Origin of the sequence: Tsukamurella tyrosinosolvens (assembly GCF_900104775.1) — a bacterium.
Classification (GTDB): Bacteria; Actinomycetota; Actinomycetes; order Mycobacteriales; family Mycobacteriaceae; genus Tsukamurella; species Tsukamurella tyrosinosolvens.
The window spans coordinates 869,631-886,378 of record NZ_FNSA01000003.1 but is presented as its reverse complement, the minus strand read 5'-3'; the positions used below and the strand labels follow the sequence as shown (position 1 = coordinate 886,378).

The following is a 16,748-nucleotide window of genomic DNA, read 5'->3' as shown; positions in this document are numbered from 1 at the left end:
CGGCCCTCAACCCCGACCGACCCCCGCGAAGAACTCCAGCAGGCTGTTCGGCGCGTCGTCGCCCAGCATCAGGGTCGCCATCTCGTCCGCGGACGCCGCGGATTCCTCCGCGCGGTCGAACATCTCCCGCTCGTAGGCGGCGAGCGCGCCGTCGAGGTCGCCGGGGTTCTCGACGATGTGCCGGGCCAGCTCGGCACCGTCGAACAGCGCGATGTTGGCGCCCTCACCGGCGGGCGGGCTGACGTGCGCGGCGTCGCCGACCAGCGTGACGCCGGGGACGTGCTCCCAGCGCAGCCCGACGGGCAGCGTGTGGAGCCGCCGCGGCACGAGCGGCGTATCCGACTCGCCGATGAGCCGGATCAGGTCCTCCGACCAGCCCGGATACTCGGCGATCACGCGCTCGGCCGCCGCCGGGTCCGACCAGTCGATCCCGTCCGCCCAGTCCTCGGGGACGTGCAGTTGCGCGTAGGTGTGGACGATGCCGCCCGCCTCCGCGTGCGTGCTGATCCCGCGGCCGGGCGCGAGGGCGAACATGGCGCCCTCCCCCACCAGCTCGGCGATGCCGGGGTGGCGACGCTCCACATCGTGCAGGTAGGTCTCGACGTAGGTGGTGCCGTAGTACGACGGTGCCGCCTCCGTCACCAGGGCGCGCACCTTGGACCAGGCACCGTCGGCCCCGACCAGCAGCCCGGTCGCGACGGTGGCCCCGTCGGCGAAGGTGAGCGCGTGCCGCCCGCCGCCGAGCGCGCGGACCGCCGTGACCTTCGCGCCCCAACGGATGGCGCCTTCCGGCAGGGAGTCGATGAGGAGCTGCCGCAGCTCGCCGCGGAGCACTTCGGGGCGGCCGCCGTCGCCGTCGTCCGGGAGGTCGAGCAGGACGGTGCCGTCGCGGCCGAGGGCGCGGGTGGCCTCGCCGCCCTCGTGGATCAGCGCTCGGAACTGCGCGGTGAGGCCGGCCGCCTCGATGGCGGCCTGGCCGTCGGCCTCGTGGATGTCGAGCTGGCCGCCCTGCGTGCGCGCCATGGGCGTCGGCTCGGCCTCGTGGATCACGGCGTCGATGCCGTGGACGTGCAGGACGCGGGCCAGGGCGAGGCCGCCGAGTCCGGCGCCGATGATCGTGATGGGTGTCTCCATGGCGCTCCCCTTTCGTTGGAACGATGTTCCATACGAGTTTGGAACATCGTTCCAGTCGTGTCAAGATGGAGCCGTGCCACCCCGCAGCCGCCGCACCGACGCCCTCTCCCGCGACCGCATCGTGGACGCCGCGATCGACCTGCTCGACGCGAGCGGCGCCGACGCGCTGACCTTCCGCGCGCTCGGCGGCGCCCTCGACACGGGAAGCGGGGCGATCTACCACCACGTCGCCGGCAAGGACGAGCTCCTCGCCGCCGCCACCGACGCCGTCCTGCGGCCGATCCTCGCGGCGGCCGCGGGAGGCGACGATCCCCGCGCGGCGATCCGCGCGCTGGCGCTGGCGCTGTTCGACACGGTCGACGAGCACCCGTGGCTCGCCGCGCAGGTGATGGCCGATCCGGGCCGGCCGGCGAACCTGCTGCTGAGCGAGCGGATCGGCGGGGCCGTGCTGGCGATGGGCACTCCGGAGGAGGCCCTGTTCGACGCCGCCACCGCGATCGTCGGCTACGTGCTCGGGTCGGCGGCCCAGAACGCCGCGAACGCCCGCTCGCCGCTCGCCCGCAGCGGCCCCAGCCGCGAGGAACTGCTGGGCGGCGTCGCGGCCCGCATCGAGCAGCTGGATCCCGACGAGTTCCCGTACCTGCGCCGCATCGCCGCGACCATGGCGGACCACGACGATCGCGCCCAGTTCCTCGCCGGGCTCGACCTCCTCCTGGCGGGAATCGACACCCTGTAGCGGCCGCACCACACCGGCCGCGATCCGTCAAGGATCACGTTCACGCTGCCATCGAACCCCAGGTCGGAAGGCCTTTCTGCGCCAGACTGACGGGCATGCCCAGCCCTGACGACTATCTCGTGTGCGCCAGCCAGCGCAGCGGGAGCACCCTCCTCGTGGAGTCGCTCGCGGCCACCGGCGTCGCCGGGCGGCCGCAGGAGTTCTTCCAGTACTACCCGTCCTCGTCGCTGTCGCCGCAGCCGCGCGAGTGGTTCGCCGGCGTCGACGATCCGTCGCTGCTCGACCTGCTCGACCCGATCGATCCGGGCACCGTCGACCCGCGCGGCCCCGCGCAGTGGCGCGACGACGTGCTGCGCGAGGGCCGGACGCCGAACGGCGTCTGGGGCGGCAAGCTCATGTGGAACCAGACGCCCGTCCTCGTGACCCGCACCCGGATCGCCTCGGGGTCGGTGCGGACGGCCATCCGCTCGCTGTTCGACGGTGCCGACCCCCTGTACGTCCACGTCCACCGGCCCGACGTGGTCGCGCAGGCCGTGTCGATGTGGCGCGCCGTGCAGACCCGCGTCTGGCGGGACGACCCCGATCACGACCGTGAGCGCGACGAGCGCGCCGTGTACCGCGCCGATGGGATCGCCCACCTGGCCGGGATCCTGCGCGAGCAGGAGCGGTCGTGGCGGGCGTGGTTCGCGTTCGAGGGCATCACCCCCCTCGAGATCGACTTCCACGAGCTGACCGCCGACCCCCGGAAGACGACGGCCCGCGTCCTCGACGCGATCGGGCAGGACCCGGACCTCGCGCCCCCGCCGCCGCTGAAGCCCCAGTCCAACGACCGCTCCAAGGAGTGGGCGGAGCGCTACCGCGCCGACGCCGCCGAGAACGGATACCCCCTATGAGCACAGTGACGCCCGAACCGATCGCCGCCGTCGACGAGCTGCGCGTCCTCGAGGCCGAGGCCGTCCACATCATCCGCGAGGTGGCCGCCGAGCTGGAGCGCCCGGTACTGCTGTTCTCCGGTGGCAAGGACTCGATCGTGCTGCTGCGGCTCGCGGAGAAGGCGTTCCGGCCGTCGCCGCTGCCCTTCCCGATCCTGCACGTGGACACCGGCCACAACTTCCCCGAGGTGATCGACTTCCGCGACCGCCGGGTGGCCCCGACGGCGGAGAACCCCGACGGGATCGAGCTCATCGTCGCGTCGGTCCAGGAGTCGATCGACAGCGGCCGCGTCGCCGAGTCGACGGAGTCCTCCGGCTCGCGGAACCGGCTGCAGACCCGCACCCTGCTCGACGCGCTGGAGGCCGGGAACTTCGACGCCGCGTTCGGCGGCGCCCGGCGCGACGAGGAGCGGGCCCGCGCCAAGGAGCGGGTCTTCAGCTTCCGCAACGAGTTCGGCCAGTGGGACCCGCGGGCACAGCGCCCCGAGCCCTGGTCGCTCTACAACGGCCGCATCCGGCGCGGCGAGTCCGTCCGGGTGTTCCCCCTGTCCAACTGGACCGAGCTCGACATCTGGCGCTACATCGAGCTCGAGGGCCTGGAGCTGCCGCCGATCTACTACGCGAGCGAGCGGGAGGTCTTCGAGCGCGACGGGATCCTGCTCGCCGTCTCGGAGTTCACGCGGCCGCGTGACGGCGAGACGGCGCGCCGGGAGTGGGTGCGGTACCGCACCGTCGGCGACCTGACCATCACCGGCGCGGTCCGCAGCCGCGCCACCGAGATCCACGACGTCATCGCGGAGATCTCCGCCGCCACGGTCTCCGAGCGGGGCGAGACCCGCGCCGACGACCGCACGTCCGCCGCGGCCATGGAGGACCGGAAGAAAGAGGGCTACTTCTGATGAATCGCGTTCCGAACCCCGCGACCGGATCGGTCGCGGACACCGCTGCGGGGTGCGTCCGATGACCGACGTACTGGCACCACCGACCACGCGGCAGCTGCTGCGCCTCGCCACGGCGGGGTCCGTCGACGACGGCAAGTCGACGCTCATCGGCCGGCTGCTGCACGACACCGGCAGCCTCCCGACCGACCATCTGGACGCCGTCACCGACGGCGACGAGGTGGACCTCGCGGCGCTCTCCGACGGCCTGCGGGCCGAGCGCGAGCAGGGCATCACCATCGACGTGGCCTACCGCTTCTTCTCCACCGAGTCCCGCAGCTACGTGCTCGCCGACACGCCCGGCCACGAGCGGTACACCCGCAACATGTTCACCGGCGCCTCGAACGCGCACGTCGCCATCCTGCTGGTGGACGCCCGCAAGGGCGTCCTGCGCCAGACCCGCCGGCACGCCCGCATCGCGACGCTCCTCGGCGTGCCGCACGTCATCGCCGCGGTGAACAAGATCGACCTCGTAGGCTTCTCCGCGGAGCGGTTCGCGGAGGTCGAGGCGGAGCTCGCCGAGCTCGCGGTCCGGCTCGGGCTGGACGCGATCCCCGCGATCCCGCTGGCCGCCAAGCTCGGCGACAACGTGGTGCACCGCTCGGAGCACACCCCCTGGTACGACGGGCCCACGCTGCTCGAGCACCTGGAGGCCGTGCCGCTGCGGGCACCGTCGGCCGTGGCCACGGAACTGCGCCTGCCGGTCCAGTGGGTCTCCCGGCCCACCGCCGAGCGGCGCCGACGGTACGCCGGACGCGTCGCCGCCGGCACGCTGACGGTGGGCGACGAGGTGCTGGCGCTGCCGTCCGGGAGCAGGTCGACGGTGACCGCGCTGGACACCCTCGACGACGACCGCGCCACGGCCGTCGCGCCGCTGTCGGTGTCGGTCGAACTGGCCGACGACATCGACGTGGGCCGCGGCGACGTCCTCGTCTCCGGCGCCGAGGGCGCGCACCTGCCGGTGAGCGCCCGCGAGCTGGAGGTCACCGTCTGCTGGCTGGCCGAGAAGCCGCTGCGTGCCGGGGACCGCGTGGCCCTCAAGCACGCCACGGCGACGGTCCGCGCGACCGTGCAGTCGCTGGAGCGGCGCCTGGACCCCGAGACGCTCATCGAGCAGGTCGGCCCGAGCGAGCTGGCGCTCAACGACATCGGGACGGTGACCCTGCGGACCTCGTCGGTCGTCGTGGCCGACCCCTACGCGCAGAACCGGGACACCGGCGCGCTGATCCTCATCGACGAGGCGAGCAACGACACCGTCGGCGCGGGCACGATCGCCGTCGCCCGCGAGGTGGTCCCGGGGCAGGCCACCCGCAACGACATCCGCTGGCACCCCAGTTCCCTGGGCCGCGCCGAGCGCTGGGCCCGCACGGGGCAGCGCGGCGCGACGGTGTGGTTCACGGGCCTGCCCGCGTCCGGCAAGTCGACGGTGGCGGTCGCGCTGGAGCGGGCGCTGGTCTCGCGGGGCCGCGTCGCCTACCTCATCGACGGCGACAACATCCGCCACGGCATCTCCGACGACCTGGGCTTCTCCCCCGGCGACCGGGCCGAGAACATCCGCCGCGTGGGCCACCTGACGCGCCTGTTCGCCGACGCCGGGGTGATCTCGATCGCGTCGCTGGTCTCGCCGTTGCGCTCGGACCGGGAGATCGCCCGGGAGCTGAACGTGGCGGCGGAGATCGACTTCCTCGAGGTGCACGTCTCGACGCCGGTCTCGGAATGCCGCAAGCGCGACCCGAAGGGCCTCTACGCCCGCGCGGACCGCGGCGAGCTCCGCGGCCTCACCGGCGTCGACGGGCCGTACGAGAAGCCCGAGGACCCGGACCTGCGCTTCGACACCACCGGCGCCGACACCGACGAGCTGGCGCAGCGGGTGATCGCGCTGCTCGTCGAGCGGGGAATACTCGAGGCGTGAGCTGCTGCACGCCCGACGGCCCGGACCTGCCGCCGCACGCCGGCGCGGTGCCGGGCGGCGGCGCGGTGCCGGGCGGCGGCGCGCACCCGATCCCCCAGGCCCGCGTCCCCGCCGGCGCGTTCGCCATGGGGGATCAGCACGGCGACGGCTACCGCGCCGACGGCGAGCTGCCCGTGCACCGGGTCGTGCTGCCGGGCTTCGCGATCGACGCGACGACGGTGACCGTCGCCGCGTTCGCGGCCTTCGCCGACGCGACGGGGCACGTCACCGACGCCGAGCGGTTCGGCGCGTCCGCGGTCTTCCACGCCTGCGCCGCGGACCCGTCCGCGGGCGTGCCGGTCCCCGGCACGCCGTGGTGGCTGACGGTGCCGGGCGCGACGTTCCGCGCGCCGGGCGGGCCGGGCACCGTCGCCCTCGACGACCATCCCGTCGTGCACGTCTCGCACGCGGACGCCCTCGCCTACTGCGCGTGGGCCGGCCGGGCGCTGCCGACCGAGGCGCAGTGGGAGTACGCGGCACGCGGCGGCCTCGACGGCGCCCGCTACCCCTGGGGCGACGAGCACCCGGTGCCCGGCCGGGACTGCAACGTCTTCGTCGGCGCCTTCCCCGAGCCCGCCGGCCCCGTCGGGACGGTGCCGGCCGCAGAGTACGAGCCGAACGGCTACGGCCTGTACCAGGCGGTGGGGAACGTGTGGGAGTGGTGCGCCGACCGGTTCTCGGCGCGCTACTACCGTGCGTCACCGGAGGTGTCGCCGACGGGGCCCGACCGCGGCACCGCCCGAGTGCTGCGCGGCGGGAGCCACCTGTGCCACGACTCGTACTGCTACCGCTACCGCACGGCGGCCCGTAGCCACAACACCCCGACCTCGACGGCGAGCAACATCGGATTCCGCACCGTGTCCGATTCTGATATCGTGATCCCATAGATCTGATATACACCGGAGGTGCGACATGTCCGTATCGCTACCTGAGTTCCGCGACGCTCCACTCAAGCTGACGTCCCTGCGCGCGCCCGAAGGGCTCTTCGACCGGGCGCGGGAGGAGTTGGGCTACGCCTCCAATCAAGACATGGTGGTCAGCCTCGTCGAGCTGGCGCTCAAGCAGAAGCTCCAGCGGGACATGATCAAGCGGATCGCTTCGAACCCGGACGGTCCCTACGCCGCACTGGCGGATCCTGAGTTCCTCAAGGAGGTGAGGCGGTGACACTCCCCTTCGACGAGCGACCGGTTCCCCACATCGTCGACAACTCCGTATGGTCGAGGATCCAGATCGGCCAGATCCGCGGGACCGCCCTGGAATCATTCACGGTCGGCGGGAACTTCCTCGCGGCATGCGCGCCGCAGCTCCTCGAAGCGCTCTACTCCACACGTTCTCCTCGCGAGTGGGAGTCCGAATACGCCACGAACTGGGAGTTCCTCGACGTGCTGCATCCTGGCGTCGAAACTCACGCCGTCTCCGTCGAGCTGCAGCGCCGACTCTGGCACTCCGGCAAGGTACGCGCGGCCGGCCCCGTCGACACGATGATCGCGGCGATCGCGATCCGTCACGACGCCGTGGTGGTGCATCGCGACAGCGACTACGAGCGGATCGCGGAGGTCGCGCCGGAGTTCCGGCAGGTGCGGGTGTAGATCAGGCGTTCGCGGCGTCGGCGCGGGCCCGCGCGGCCGACTCGCGCACGTCTACCTCGGACGGGGCCAGCTCGCGGCGGGCGCCCTGTGGGCGGCGCGAGGGCAGAGGTGTCTGGTCGGCATCGGGCTGCGCGCGGCCGGCGAAGAACGCGGCCATGAAGGCCTCGGCGATCGCGGTGCCCTCGGCCTCGGAGGGCAGCACGTCGCCGGTCTCCTCGCGCCACGTCGCGAGGACGCCGGCGAGGCGGCGGGCCACCCACTGGTAGGCGGGCTCGTCGACCACGTTGTGCCGCTCGTACGGGTCCACGACCAGGTCGTACAGCTCCCGACGGGGCCGCGGCGCGGCCGTCTCGTAGGGGTCGAGTGAGGCGGCGGAGGAGCTGTCCGCGATGTCGAGCGGGAGCAGCAACGCGGGCCGGTCGGCGTAGTTCTCGATGTAGCTGAACTGCTTGGTGCGCACGGCGCGGATCGGGTCGTAGGCGTCGTGGTAGGTCTTCTGCGTGAACAGCCCGGCGCGCACCTGCTCGCCCGTCGGCTCGAGGAGTTCGGCCGCGTGGGTCTCGCCGTCGACGTCCTCCGGCAGGGGCAGGCCGAGGAGGTCGAGCACCGTCGGGGTCAGGTCGACGCCCGAGAACAGGTCGTCGTAGACGCGCGGCGCGAGGCCGAGGGCACGGGGCGGGCGCGCGATGAACGCGACGCCGGTGCCCTCGCCGTAGAGCGTGGACTTCGCGCGCGGGAAGGCGAGGCCGTGGTCCGTGATGAAGAGGATCCACGTGCTCTCGGCCAGTCCGAGCTCGTCGACGGTGTCGAGCAGCCGCCCGACCGCGGCGTCGGCCTGCGTGATGCTGCCGTGCAGCCCGGCGAGGTCGTCGCGGACCTGCGGGGTGTCGGGCAGGAAGCCGGGCACGCCGATGGCGTCCGGGTCGGCGGGCGCGTACTGGTCCGCGGGGTACGGGCGGTGCGTCTCGAAGAAGCCCGCGGTGAGGAAGAAGGGCTCGTCGCGCGTGGCAGCGTCGGCCAGCCACTCCTGCGACTGCGCCACGACGTAGTCGCACAGGGAGTCCGAGACGTCGGCGGTGTCGAAGCCGAGCCTGGTCGGGTCCGCACTCTCGTGCTGCATGCCGAACAGGGCGCTGCGGTAGCCCGCCTCGCCGAGCAGCGTCGGCAGGGTGCGCACGTGATCGCGGTACTCGAAGCCGTGGTGCGCCAGCCCGACGAGGCCGTTGCGGTGCGGGTGCAGGCCCGTGAACAGCGAGCCGCGCGCGGGCGAGCAGAGCGGCGCCGTCGCGTGCGCGTCGGTGAACCGGATGCCCTCGGCAGCGAGCCGGTCGAGGTTCGGGCTGATCACGCCCTCCGCGCCGTAGCAGGCGAGGTGGCGGCCCAGGTCGTGCCAGTGCACCAGGATCACGTTCTCCCGCGTGCCGCTACCCGCCTGCTCGTCCACCACACCCCGACGCTGCCACAGACCGCCCCGCCGCGGCGAGCTTTGCGATCACCCCGACTGCAATTGAACACTGTTTCCGACAGAGAAACCGCAGGTCGCGGTGATCGTAAACGGTGTTCAATTCCGATGGGCGGTCACTGCAGGGCGATGTAGCGGGTCTCCAGGTACTCCTCGATGCCCTCGCTGCCGCCCTCGCGGCCGAAGCCGGAGGCCTTGACGCCGCCGAACGGGCCGGCGGGGTCGGAGATGACGCCGCGGTTCACGCCGACCATGCCGGCCTCGATCCGGTCGGCGACGCGCAGCGCGCGGTCCAGGTCCTTCGTGAAGATGTACGCCGCCAGCCCGTACTCGGTGGCGTTGGCGGCGGCGACGCCCGCGTCCTCGTCCGCGAAGGAGACGATGGGCGCGACGGGGCCGAAGACCTCCTCGGTGAGGATCCGGGCGTCGGCGGGGACGTCGGCGAGCACCGTCGGCGGGAAGAAGTGGCCGGGCCCCTCGGGCGCGACCCCGCCGAGCCGCAGCGACGCGCCCTTCGCGACCGCGTCCTGCACCAGCTCGGAGACGGTGGCCTGCTGGTCGGCGGAGACGAGCGGCCCGATGGTCACGCCGTCGTCGATGCCGCGGCCCAGGACGTACTTCGCCATCCCGTCCACGAGCTTCGTGGTGAACTCCTCGAGCACCGACTCGTGCACGTGGAAGCGGTTGGCGGCGGTGCACGCCTCGCCGCCGTTGCGCAGCTTGGCGAGCAGGGCCTGCGCGACGGCGTGGTCGACGTCGGCGTCGTCGAAGACGACGAACGGCGCGTTGCCGCCCAGTTCCATCGACGTGCGCAGGATCCCGGGCGCCGACTGCGCGACGAGCGCGGCGCCCACCTCCGTCGAGCCGGTGAAGGTGAGCTTGCGCAGCCGCGGGTCGGCGAGCAACGGCCCCGTCAGCGCGCCGGACTTCGAGGTGGGCAGCACCGAGATCACGCCGTCCGGGACGCCGGCCTCCTTCAGCACCTCGGCGAGCAGCAGCATCGTCAGCGGCGTGAGGCCCGCGGGCTTGACCACCATCGTCGCGCCGGCCGCGAGCGCGGGCCCGATCTTGCGGGTGCCCATCGCGAGGGGGAAGTTCCACGGGGTGATCGCGAGGCACGGCCCGACGGGGGCCTTGCTCACCAGGATCCGGCCGGTGCCGGCCGGCGCGGGCGTGTACCGGCCGGCGATGCGGACGGCCTCCTCGGAGAACCAGCGGAAGAACTCGGCGCCGTACTTGAGCTCGTTGGCCGATTCGGGCAGGGCCTTGCCCATCTCGAGCGTCATCAGGAGCGCGAAGTCGTCGGCGCGGGCGTGGAGGCCCTCGTAGGCGGCGCGGAGGATCTCGGCGCGCTCGCGGGCGGGCGTCGCGGCCCACGCCGGTCCCGCCGCGACGGCGGCGTCGAGGGCGGCGGCGCCGTCCTCGGGCGTGGCGTCGGCGACCTCGACCAGGACCTCCTCTGTCGCCGGATCGTGCACCGGAAAGGTTGCGCCCGAACTCGAATCGCGGAACGCACCGTTCACGAAGATCCCGGTGGGGATGCGGTCGAGGAGGTCACGGACGCGCTGCTCGGTTGCCATACCGCCACCCTAGCTCCGCGCCGAGGGCGCGCGCAGGGCCTTGTCCCGGCACCCGCTGTGACCTCGCCCGTGAACCGCCCGCGCGAGCGCTCCGGACACTAGGCTGACGCCATGAGCGACAGCGACATCACCGCGTCCACCGCCTGGCGGAACCTCCTCGATCACCACCGCGAGATCGCCGGGACCACGCTGCGGGAGCTGTTCGCCGCCGACCCCGACCGCGGCTCCGAGTTCGTCTTCCGGGTGGGCGACCTCTACATCGACTACTCCAAGCACCGCGTCACCCGCGAGACCCTCCGCCTGCTGACGGCGCTCGCCGACGAGGCCGGGGTCGCCGCCCGGCGCGACGCCATGTTCGCGGGCGAGCACATCAACGCCACCGAGGACCGCGCGGTGCTGCACACTGCGCTGCGCGCACCGTCGAGCCTGGACCTGCAGGTCGACGGGCAGGACGTCACCGGCGACGTGCACGACGTGCTGGAGAAGATGGGCGCCTTCAGCGACGAGGTGCGCTCGAAGCGGTGGCGCGGCGCAACCGGCGAGCCCATCACCGACGTGGTGAACATCGGCATCGGCGGCAGCGACCTCGGTCCGGCGATGGTCTACAAGGCCCTGCGCGCGTACGTGCAGCGCGGCCTCACCTGCCACTTCGTCTCCAATGTCGACCCGGCCGACATCTCGGCCACGCTGGCGCAGCTCAACCCCGCGACCACCCTGTTCATCGTCGCCTCGAAGACCTTCTCCACGCAGGAGACGCTCACCAACGCGCACGCGGCGAAGGCCTGGCTGCTGGAGAAGCTCGGCGTCGGCGAGGAGGCGGTCGCGAAGCACTTCGTCGCCGTCTCCACCAACGCGGAGCGGGTCGCGGCGTTCGGCATCGACACCGCGAACATGTTCGGCTTCTGGGACTGGGTCGGCGGCCGCTACTCGGTGGACTCCGCGATCGGCCTGTCCGTGATGATCGCCGTCGGCCCCGAGCGGTTCGCCGAGTTCCTCGCCGGATTCCGCACCGTCGACGAGCATTTCGCCACCGCACCCGCCGAGGCGAACGCGCCGCTCATGCTCGGGCTCATCGGGCTCTGGTACTCGGACTTCTTCGGCGCGCAGTCCCGCGCGGTGCTCCCCTACGCGCAGGACCTGGCCCGCTTCCCCGCCTACCTGCAACAGCTCACCATGGAGTCCAACGGCAAGTCCGTGCGCGTGGACGGCACGCCCGTCACCGTCGACACCGGCGAGATCTTCTGGGGCGAGCCGGGCACCAACGGCCAGCACGCCTTCTTCCAGCTGCTGCACCAGGGCACCCGGCTCGTGCCGGCGGACTTCCTCGGCTTCGCGCAGTCCACCGATGACCTGCCCACCACCGACGGCGTCGGCACCATGCAGGACCTGCTCATGAGCAACCTGTTCGCCCAGACCAAGGTGCTGGCCTTCGGGAAGACGGCCGACGAGATCGCCGCCGAGGGAACCGATCCCGCAGTGGTGCCGCACAAGGTGATGCCCGGTAACCGGCCCACCACCACGATCCTCGCGCCGAAGCTCACCCCGTCCGTCGTGGGCCAGCTCATCGCGCTCTACGAGCACCAGGTGTTCACCGAGGCCGCGGTCTGGGGCATCAACGCCTTCGACCAGTGGGGCGTCGAGCTGGGCAAGGTGCAGGCCAACGCGCTGCTGCCGGTCATCGCGTCCGACGGTGCCCCCGCCGCCGACCTCGACTCGTCGACCGACGCGCAGGTGCGCTGGTACCGCGGGCAGCGCGGCCGCGCCGTCTAGGCCGCAGGTCTAGGGCCGTTCGGTGGCCGCGCGCTCGCGCCACGGGTTGGTGAGCCGTCCCGCGGCCTCCGCCAGCGCCTCGGCGACGGTCGCGACCCGCGCCTCGTCGGCCTGCTCCGACGGAACGGCGACGCCCAGGGCCAGCGGCGGGTCGCCCGGCGCCCACGCGGGCAGCGCGACGGCGATGCCGGTGAGGCCCAGCGTGCCGCTGCCCGGATCGAGCGCGTAGCCGCGCTCGCGGACACGCGCCAGGTCGGCGCGGAGCGCGGCGCCGGTGATCTCGGTGCCGTCGACGGCGCTGCGCGCGGGCACGGCGGTCGCGAGGATCGCGTCGAGCTCGTCGTCGGGCAGGCCGGCGAGGAGCGCCTTGCCGGACGCCGTGAAGACCGCGGGCAGCCGGGAGCCGAGCGGCGTGCCGAACCGGTACGGCACGCGGCCCTCGTGTCGCGCGAGGTAGAGGGCGTGGGCCCCGTCGAGCATGGTGATCTGGACCAGCTCGCGGTGCAGCACCGGCGATGCGGAGATCACCGGGAAGAACTCGCGGACCTGGTTGAACTGCAGCGCGTAGGCGCCGCCGATCTCCGCGGTGCGGCGGCCCAGGGAGAAGCCGCCGGGCACGCGGCGGATCATGTCGCCGTCCTCGAGGGCCTGGCACAGGTTGGCGCACGAGGACTTGGCGATGCCGAGGCCGCGGGCGAGGTCGCTGAGACTCAGGGCGGGGCTCTCGGACTCGGCGAGCAGCGCGAGGATGCCGATCGCGCGGGTCACGGCGGGCGCCGGGGCCCGCGTCCCCTCCGGCGAGGCCATCAGTAGAACTCCACCGTGTCGACGACGTTCGCCATCGGCGCACCGTCGAGCAGGGCGGTGGCGTTGCGGGCGAAGAGGCGGGCGATGCGGGTGCCCTCCTGCCGGCTGAGCGCCGCGGTGTGCGGGCTGGCGAGCACCCGCGGGTGGCCCCAGAGCGGGCTCTGCTGCGGGAGCGGCTCGGTCGCGAAGACGTCGAGGGCGGCGAAGGCGATCCGCCCGTCGTCGAGGGCCGTGAGCAGCGCGTCCTCGTCGATGACGGTGCCGCGGCCCACGTTGGTGAGCAGGGTGCCGGGGCGTACGCCGGCGAGGAGCTCGGCGCCGATGAGCTTCTCGGTGGCGGCGGTCCCGGGCAGGGTCACGACGATGGCGTCGGCCTGCGCGGCCGCGGCGGCGAGCTCGTCGAGCGGGATCACGCGGTCGACGCCGTCGACGGGGCGGCCGCTGCGGGAGGTGCCCCAGACCGTCGATCCGCAGGCCTTGAACCGGGCGGCCGTCGCGGCGCCGATGCCGCCGAGGCCCACGATGAGCACCGTCATCTCGTCCAGGTGGCGCATCGCCCAGCGCTCGGCGGGCCAGTGCCGGGCGGCCTGGTCGGCCTCGAGGCGGCGCAGGTCCTTGGCGCCGGCGAGGATCCCGAACAGGGCGAACTCGGCGAGGGTGGAGCCGTGCACGCCCGCACTGGTGGTGAAGGCGACGCGCTCCAGCTCGGCCGGGGTCAGGCCCGCGGCGCGGACCTGGGCGCCGCCGCCGGCCGCGGTCGCGTGCACCCAGCGCAGCGACGGGTTGGCGCGGACGGTCGCGGCCAGCCGCGCGGGCTGCACGTCGGGGATGCCGAATAGGGCGTCGGCGCCGTCGAGGAGGGCGGTGAAGGCCTCCTCCTGCGCGGGGGTGCGGGCGAACGCGGGGTCACCCTCCCAGTCGGCGTCCCACCGGGCGGGCCGGTTGAGCGTGTGGTCGCGCAGCAGCTCGACGCGGGGTTCGAGCCGCTCGATGAGCTGGCAGTCGTCCTCGGGCAGGTCGACTGCGAGCGCGACGCGGAGCGTGGAGGTCATGCCGCGAGTCTAGCCAATCGGCCAATATGTTGAACGCAATTCGCTAGGTTGGACGAATGACGGAGGTTTCGATCCCCTTACGCGGGGTGACGGTCGGCGTGATCGGACTCGGCGCCATGGGCGCCCCCATGGCGCGACACCTGGCCCGCGGGCACGGGAGCGTGCACATCACCGCCCGGCGGCCGCGCCCCGACCTCGTCGCCGACGGGGCCGTCCAGCACGACGACGCCGCGGCGCTCGCCGCCGTCGCCGACGTCGTGCTCCTCATGCTGCCAGATCTGCCCGAAGTGGAGGAGGTCCTCGCGGACGGGCTGCTCGCGGGCGACCGACCCCTGCTGCTCCTCATCGGGTCGACGTCCTCCGCGCCCGGCGTCCGGGCGCTCGCGGAGCGGCTCGACCGGGAGACCGGCGGCCGGGTCCGCGTCGTCGACGCCCCCGTCTCGGGCGGCGACGACGGCGCGATCGCCGGCACCCTGTCGATCATGATGGGCGGCGCCGAGGAGGACTGCGCCCTCGCCGCGGCGGTGCTGGCGCCCTGCGGCACCCCGGTGCGGCTCGGGCCGCTCGGGGCGGGGCAGGTCGCGAAGGCCTGCAATCAGTTGGTGGTCGCCGCGACGATCGCCGCCCTGGGCGAGGCGACGGTGCTGGCCGACCGGTCGGGCATCGACCTGGGCACGATGTGGGACCTGCTCGGCGGGGGCTACGCCGCCTCGCGCCTGCTGGACACGCGCAAGGAGAAGCTGGTCACCGGCGACGACGCCCCGTCGGGGATGGCGAAGTACCTGCTCAAGGACCTGAAGTCGGGCGCGGAGGTCGCGGCCGCCACCGGTACGGAGGCGGCGCTGCTGCCCGCCCTGTTGGCGGAGTTCGAGGAGATCGTCGCCGCCGGGCTGGGCGAGCGCGACATGTCCGTCACCCGGCGGTTCGTGGCCGAGCGTCGGGCACCGGAGTAGCGGCTCACGGCTCCTTGGGGATCTGCCAGGTGCCGTTGGCGTTGCAGCTGAGCACGAAGCCCTGGCTGCGCTCGAGCGCGAGCTTGCCGACGGCGTATCCGGCGCAGCTCTCGCCGATGCTGCCGCGGGCGTAGTCGCTGATGTCCGGGTCAGCGTGGGCGGGGGCCGCGGCGACGATGAGGGCGACTCCGGCTGCGGAGGCGATCGTGGCTGTCTTGATGAATGTGCGCATTTCGCACCACCTTTCGTCCCTGCTAACGCTAGGAACTGCGGTGTCGCGGCACATCCGGGCCGGGCCCCCACGTTTGCGGGCGGCCTCTCAGGGCTCACCCCCTAGTCCTTCCGGGGGACCCCTCGCGGCGCACGTGGCGCGGGCGGCGCCGACGGCGCGGACTCAGATCAAGCGGCGAGTGAGCTCGTCGGGCGCGTGGCGCAGCACGGCGCCGAGCGGGGTCCACGGCCACGACGGGACGGCCGCCTCCTTGGGCTCGCGGTCGATGGCCTTGACGAGCGCCTTCACGCCGTCGTCGAGCGAGGACTTCATGGACGTCTTCACGCCCTTGTTGATGTCGGTCTCGATGAAGCCGGGCTTGATGACGGTGACCGTGATGTCGCTGCCCGCGAACTCCGCCTGCAGCCCCTCACCGAGGGCGGTGAGACCGGCCTTGCTGGCGGAGTAGGCGGCCTGCGCCTTCGGCATGCCGCGCTGTCCCGCGATGGAGCTGATGAGGACGAGGTGGCCGCGGCCCTGCGCGCGGAAGACCTCGAGCACCGCCTCGGCCTGCGCGAGCGCGCCGGTGAGGTTGGTCTGCACGGTCTCCAGGTTGGCGTGCGCCTTGCCCGTCCCGAGCGGCGCGCCCTTGCCGACGCCGGCGTTGATGATCGCGCGGTCGAGGCCGCCGAGCCGCTCCACCACGTCGGCGATGGCGACGGGAACGGCGTCGAAGTCCGTGACGTCGAGCCGGCCGATCTCCACGGCGCCCGCCTTGGGGCAGGAGCTGAGCTCGGCGCGCAGGGCCTCCAGCCGGTCGAGGCGGCGGGCGAGGAGCCCTACGTCCTCGCCGCGCTCCGCATACGTCCGAGCCATGCCTTCGCCGAGACCGGAGCTGGCTCCGGTGATGAGGATCCGCATTCCCCCACCTTATCCACGGCGTGGGCGTCCGCGCCGGTGGCGGCGTCGCCGTGCGCGTCGTCACGGTCCGCGCCGTGCGCGTCGCCGCGGGCCAGGGCCGGGCCGCCGAGGCCCGTCCGCGCGAACAGCTGGATCAGCGGGCCGACGCCCACCGCGTACAGCACGGTGCCGATGCCCAGCGTCCCACCGAGCAGGAAGCCCACGAGCACGACCAGGACCTCCATCGACGTGCGCACCACCCGCACCGAGCCGCCGGTCCGGGCGACGAGCCCCGTCATCAGGCCGTCGCGCGGGCCGGGGCCCATGCCGGCCCCGATGTAGAGCACCGTCGCGAAGGCGTTGAGCACGATGCCGCCGAGCATCATCGGGACCGCGACGACGAGCGCGGGATTCTCCGGGAACAGCGGCGCCATGGTGTCGAAGGCGACGCCGATGACGATCACGTTGGCGACGGTGCCGAAGCCCGGCTTCTGCCGGATCGGGATCCACGCGAGCAGCACCAGCGCGCCGACGACGATCGACGTCACCCCCACCGACAGGCCGACCTTTGCCGCGAGTCCCTGGTGCAGCACGTCCCACGGCATGTTGCCGAGGCCGGCGCGCAGGATCGCGACCATCGCCGTGCCGTACAGCCACAGGCCCACGAACAGCTTCACGAGTCGAATCATCATGACACCCACCTTGGCGCCAAGTGGCATGGCAATCCATAGCC

At 73.0% G+C, this 16,748-nt stretch carries 17 protein-coding genes; 9 read left to right on the top strand and 8 right to left on the bottom strand.

The window, feature by feature from the left end:
* Positions 1–6: 6 nt before the first annotated feature.
* Positions 7–1,134, bottom strand: a complete 1,128-nt coding sequence (locus BLW32_RS05800; protein ID WP_068740938.1) for an FAD-dependent oxidoreductase — start codon at positions 1,132–1,134, stop codon at positions 7–9.
* Positions 1,135–1,207: 73 nt separating this feature from the next.
* Between BLW32_RS05800 and BLW32_RS05795 the strand changes: the two genes are divergently transcribed.
* The 7 genes from BLW32_RS05795 (at position 1,208) to BLW32_RS05765 (ending at position 7,280) form a co-directional block, all read left to right on the top strand.
* Positions 1,208–1,870 (top strand): TetR/AcrR family transcriptional regulator, encoded by a 663-nt coding sequence (locus BLW32_RS05795; RefSeq protein WP_068740937.1) that lies wholly within the window; start codon positions 1,208–1,210, stop codon positions 1,868–1,870.
* Positions 1,871–1,965: 95 nt separating this feature from the next.
* Complete coding sequence (gene stf0 / locus BLW32_RS05790; RefSeq protein WP_068740936.1) at positions 1,966–2,763, top strand: trehalose 2-sulfotransferase; 798 nt, start codon at positions 1,966–1,968, stop codon at positions 2,761–2,763.
* Positions 2,760–3,701, top strand: coding sequence for a sulfate adenylyltransferase subunit CysD (gene cysD, locus BLW32_RS05785; RefSeq protein WP_068524185.1), 942 nt, complete (start codon positions 2,760–2,762; stop codon positions 3,699–3,701). Before stf0 ends, cysD begins: the two co-directional genes overlap by 4 nt.
* 61 nt (positions 3,702–3,762) lie before the next feature.
* Positions 3,763–5,652 carry an adenylyl-sulfate kinase gene (gene cysC, locus BLW32_RS05780; protein ID WP_068740935.1) on the top strand — a complete coding sequence of 630 codons (1,890 nt, stop codon included), beginning with the start codon at positions 3,763–3,765 and terminating at the stop codon, positions 5,650–5,652.
* Complete coding sequence (locus tag BLW32_RS05775; RefSeq protein WP_074850381.1) at positions 5,649–6,578, top strand: formylglycine-generating enzyme family protein; 930 nt, start codon at positions 5,649–5,651, stop codon at positions 6,576–6,578. The genes cysC and BLW32_RS05775 overlap by 4 nt, the downstream gene beginning before the upstream one ends.
* 25 nt (positions 6,579–6,603) lie before the next feature.
* Positions 6,604–6,855: a hypothetical protein gene (locus BLW32_RS05770; RefSeq protein WP_068524183.1), complete on the top strand. Its 252-nt coding sequence runs from the start codon at positions 6,604–6,606 to the stop codon at positions 6,853–6,855.
* Entirely contained in the window at positions 6,852–7,280 is a 429-nt protein-coding gene (locus BLW32_RS05765) for a PIN domain-containing protein (RefSeq protein WP_068524182.1), read from the top strand. The genes BLW32_RS05770 and BLW32_RS05765 overlap by 4 nt, the downstream gene beginning before the upstream one ends.
* 1 nt (position 7,281) lies before the next feature.
* Here the strand turns inward: BLW32_RS05765 and BLW32_RS05760 are convergent, their stop codons facing one another.
* Both BLW32_RS05760 and BLW32_RS05755 read right to left on the bottom strand, forming a co-directional pair.
* Positions 7,282–8,724 (bottom strand): sulfatase family protein, encoded by a 1,443-nt coding sequence (locus tag BLW32_RS05760; protein ID WP_068741224.1) that lies wholly within the window; start codon positions 8,722–8,724, stop codon positions 7,282–7,284.
* A gap of 134 nt (positions 8,725–8,858) precedes the next feature.
* Positions 8,859–10,322, bottom strand: coding sequence for an NAD-dependent succinate-semialdehyde dehydrogenase (locus tag BLW32_RS05755; protein WP_068524181.1), 1,464 nt, complete (start codon positions 10,320–10,322; stop codon positions 8,859–8,861).
* Between the two features lie 111 nt (positions 10,323–10,433).
* Between BLW32_RS05755 and pgi the strand changes: the two genes are divergently transcribed.
* Positions 10,434–12,092, top strand: a complete 1,659-nt coding sequence (gene pgi, locus BLW32_RS05750; RefSeq protein ID WP_068524180.1) for a glucose-6-phosphate isomerase — start codon at positions 10,434–10,436, stop codon at positions 12,090–12,092.
* A gap of 9 nt (positions 12,093–12,101) precedes the next feature.
* On the opposite strand, the gene BLW32_RS05745 is transcribed toward pgi, so the two are convergent.
* Both BLW32_RS05745 and BLW32_RS05740 read right to left on the bottom strand, forming a co-directional pair.
* A complete protein-coding gene (locus BLW32_RS05745) occupies positions 12,102–12,899 on the bottom strand; it encodes an IclR family transcriptional regulator (protein ID WP_068740934.1) in 798 nt (265 codons plus the stop codon).
* Entirely contained in the window at positions 12,899–13,951 is a 1,053-nt protein-coding gene (locus BLW32_RS05740; RefSeq protein WP_068740933.1) for a D-2-hydroxyacid dehydrogenase, read from the bottom strand. Before BLW32_RS05740 ends, BLW32_RS05745 begins: the two co-directional genes overlap by 1 nt.
* Before the next feature lie 56 nt (positions 13,952–14,007).
* Between BLW32_RS05740 and BLW32_RS05735 the strand changes: the two genes are divergently transcribed.
* Positions 14,008–14,904, top strand: coding sequence for an NAD(P)-dependent oxidoreductase (locus BLW32_RS05735; RefSeq protein WP_068740932.1), 897 nt, complete (start codon positions 14,008–14,010; stop codon positions 14,902–14,904).
* Positions 14,905–14,908: 4 nt separating this feature from the next.
* Here BLW32_RS05735 and BLW32_RS05730 read toward each other — a convergent pair whose 3' ends face one another.
* The 3 genes from BLW32_RS05730 to yczE all read right to left on the bottom strand — a co-directional run bounded on the left by BLW32_RS05730 (position 14,909) and on the right by yczE (position 16,707).
* A complete protein-coding gene (locus tag BLW32_RS05730; RefSeq protein ID WP_068524176.1) occupies positions 14,909–15,136 on the bottom strand; it encodes a hypothetical protein in 228 nt (75 codons plus the stop codon).
* Positions 15,137–15,298: 162 nt separating this feature from the next.
* Positions 15,299–16,036 carry an SDR family oxidoreductase gene (locus BLW32_RS05725; RefSeq protein WP_068524175.1) on the bottom strand — a complete coding sequence of 246 codons (738 nt, stop codon included), beginning with the start codon at positions 16,034–16,036 and terminating at the stop codon, positions 15,299–15,301.
* Positions 15,955–16,707 (bottom strand): membrane protein YczE, encoded by a 753-nt coding sequence (yczE, locus tag BLW32_RS05720; protein ID WP_231857329.1) that lies wholly within the window; start codon positions 16,705–16,707, stop codon positions 15,955–15,957. Before yczE ends, BLW32_RS05725 begins: the two co-directional genes overlap by 82 nt.
* Positions 16,708–16,748: the final 41 nt, after the last annotated feature.

Excerpts from the sequence above, each read along its gene's own strand:
- stf0 (WP_068740936.1), top strand. The coding sequence starts at position 1,966 with ATGCCCAGCCCTGACGACTATCTCGTGTGCGCCAGCCAGCGCAGCGGG.
- cysD (WP_068524185.1), top strand. The coding sequence starts at position 2,760 with ATGAGCACAGTGACGCCCGAACCGATCGCCGCCGTCGACGAGCTGCGC.
- pgi (WP_068524180.1), top strand. The coding sequence starts at position 10,434 with ATGAGCGACAGCGACATCACCGCGTCCACCGCCTGGCGGAACCTCCTC.
- yczE (WP_231857329.1), bottom strand. The coding sequence starts at position 16,707 with ATGATGATTCGACTCGTGAAGCTGTTCGTGGGCCTGTGGCTGTACGGC.
- cysC (WP_068740935.1), top strand. The coding sequence starts at position 3,763 with ATGACCGACGTACTGGCACCACCGACCACGCGGCAGCTGCTGCGCCTC.
- BLW32_RS05735 (WP_068740932.1), top strand. The coding sequence starts at position 14,008 with ATGACGGAGGTTTCGATCCCCTTACGCGGGGTGACGGTCGGCGTGATC.
- BLW32_RS05800 (WP_068740938.1), bottom strand. The coding sequence starts at position 1,134 with ATGGAGACACCCATCACGATCATCGGCGCCGGACTCGGCGGCCTCGCC.
- BLW32_RS05725 (WP_068524175.1), bottom strand. The coding sequence starts at position 16,036 with ATGCGGATCCTCATCACCGGAGCCAGCTCCGGTCTCGGCGAAGGCATG.
- BLW32_RS05740 (WP_068740933.1), bottom strand. The coding sequence starts at position 13,951 with ATGACCTCCACGCTCCGCGTCGCGCTCGCAGTCGACCTGCCCGAGGAC.
- BLW32_RS05770 (WP_068524183.1), top strand. The coding sequence starts at position 6,604 with ATGTCCGTATCGCTACCTGAGTTCCGCGACGCTCCACTCAAGCTGACG.
- BLW32_RS05730 (WP_068524176.1), bottom strand. The coding sequence starts at position 15,136 with ATGCGCACATTCATCAAGACAGCCACGATCGCCTCCGCAGCCGGAGTC.
- BLW32_RS05745 (WP_068740934.1), bottom strand. The coding sequence starts at position 12,899 with ATGGCCTCGCCGGAGGGGACGCGGGCCCCGGCGCCCGCCGTGACCCGC.
- BLW32_RS05755 (WP_068524181.1), bottom strand. The coding sequence starts at position 10,322 with ATGGCAACCGAGCAGCGCGTCCGTGACCTCCTCGACCGCATCCCCACC.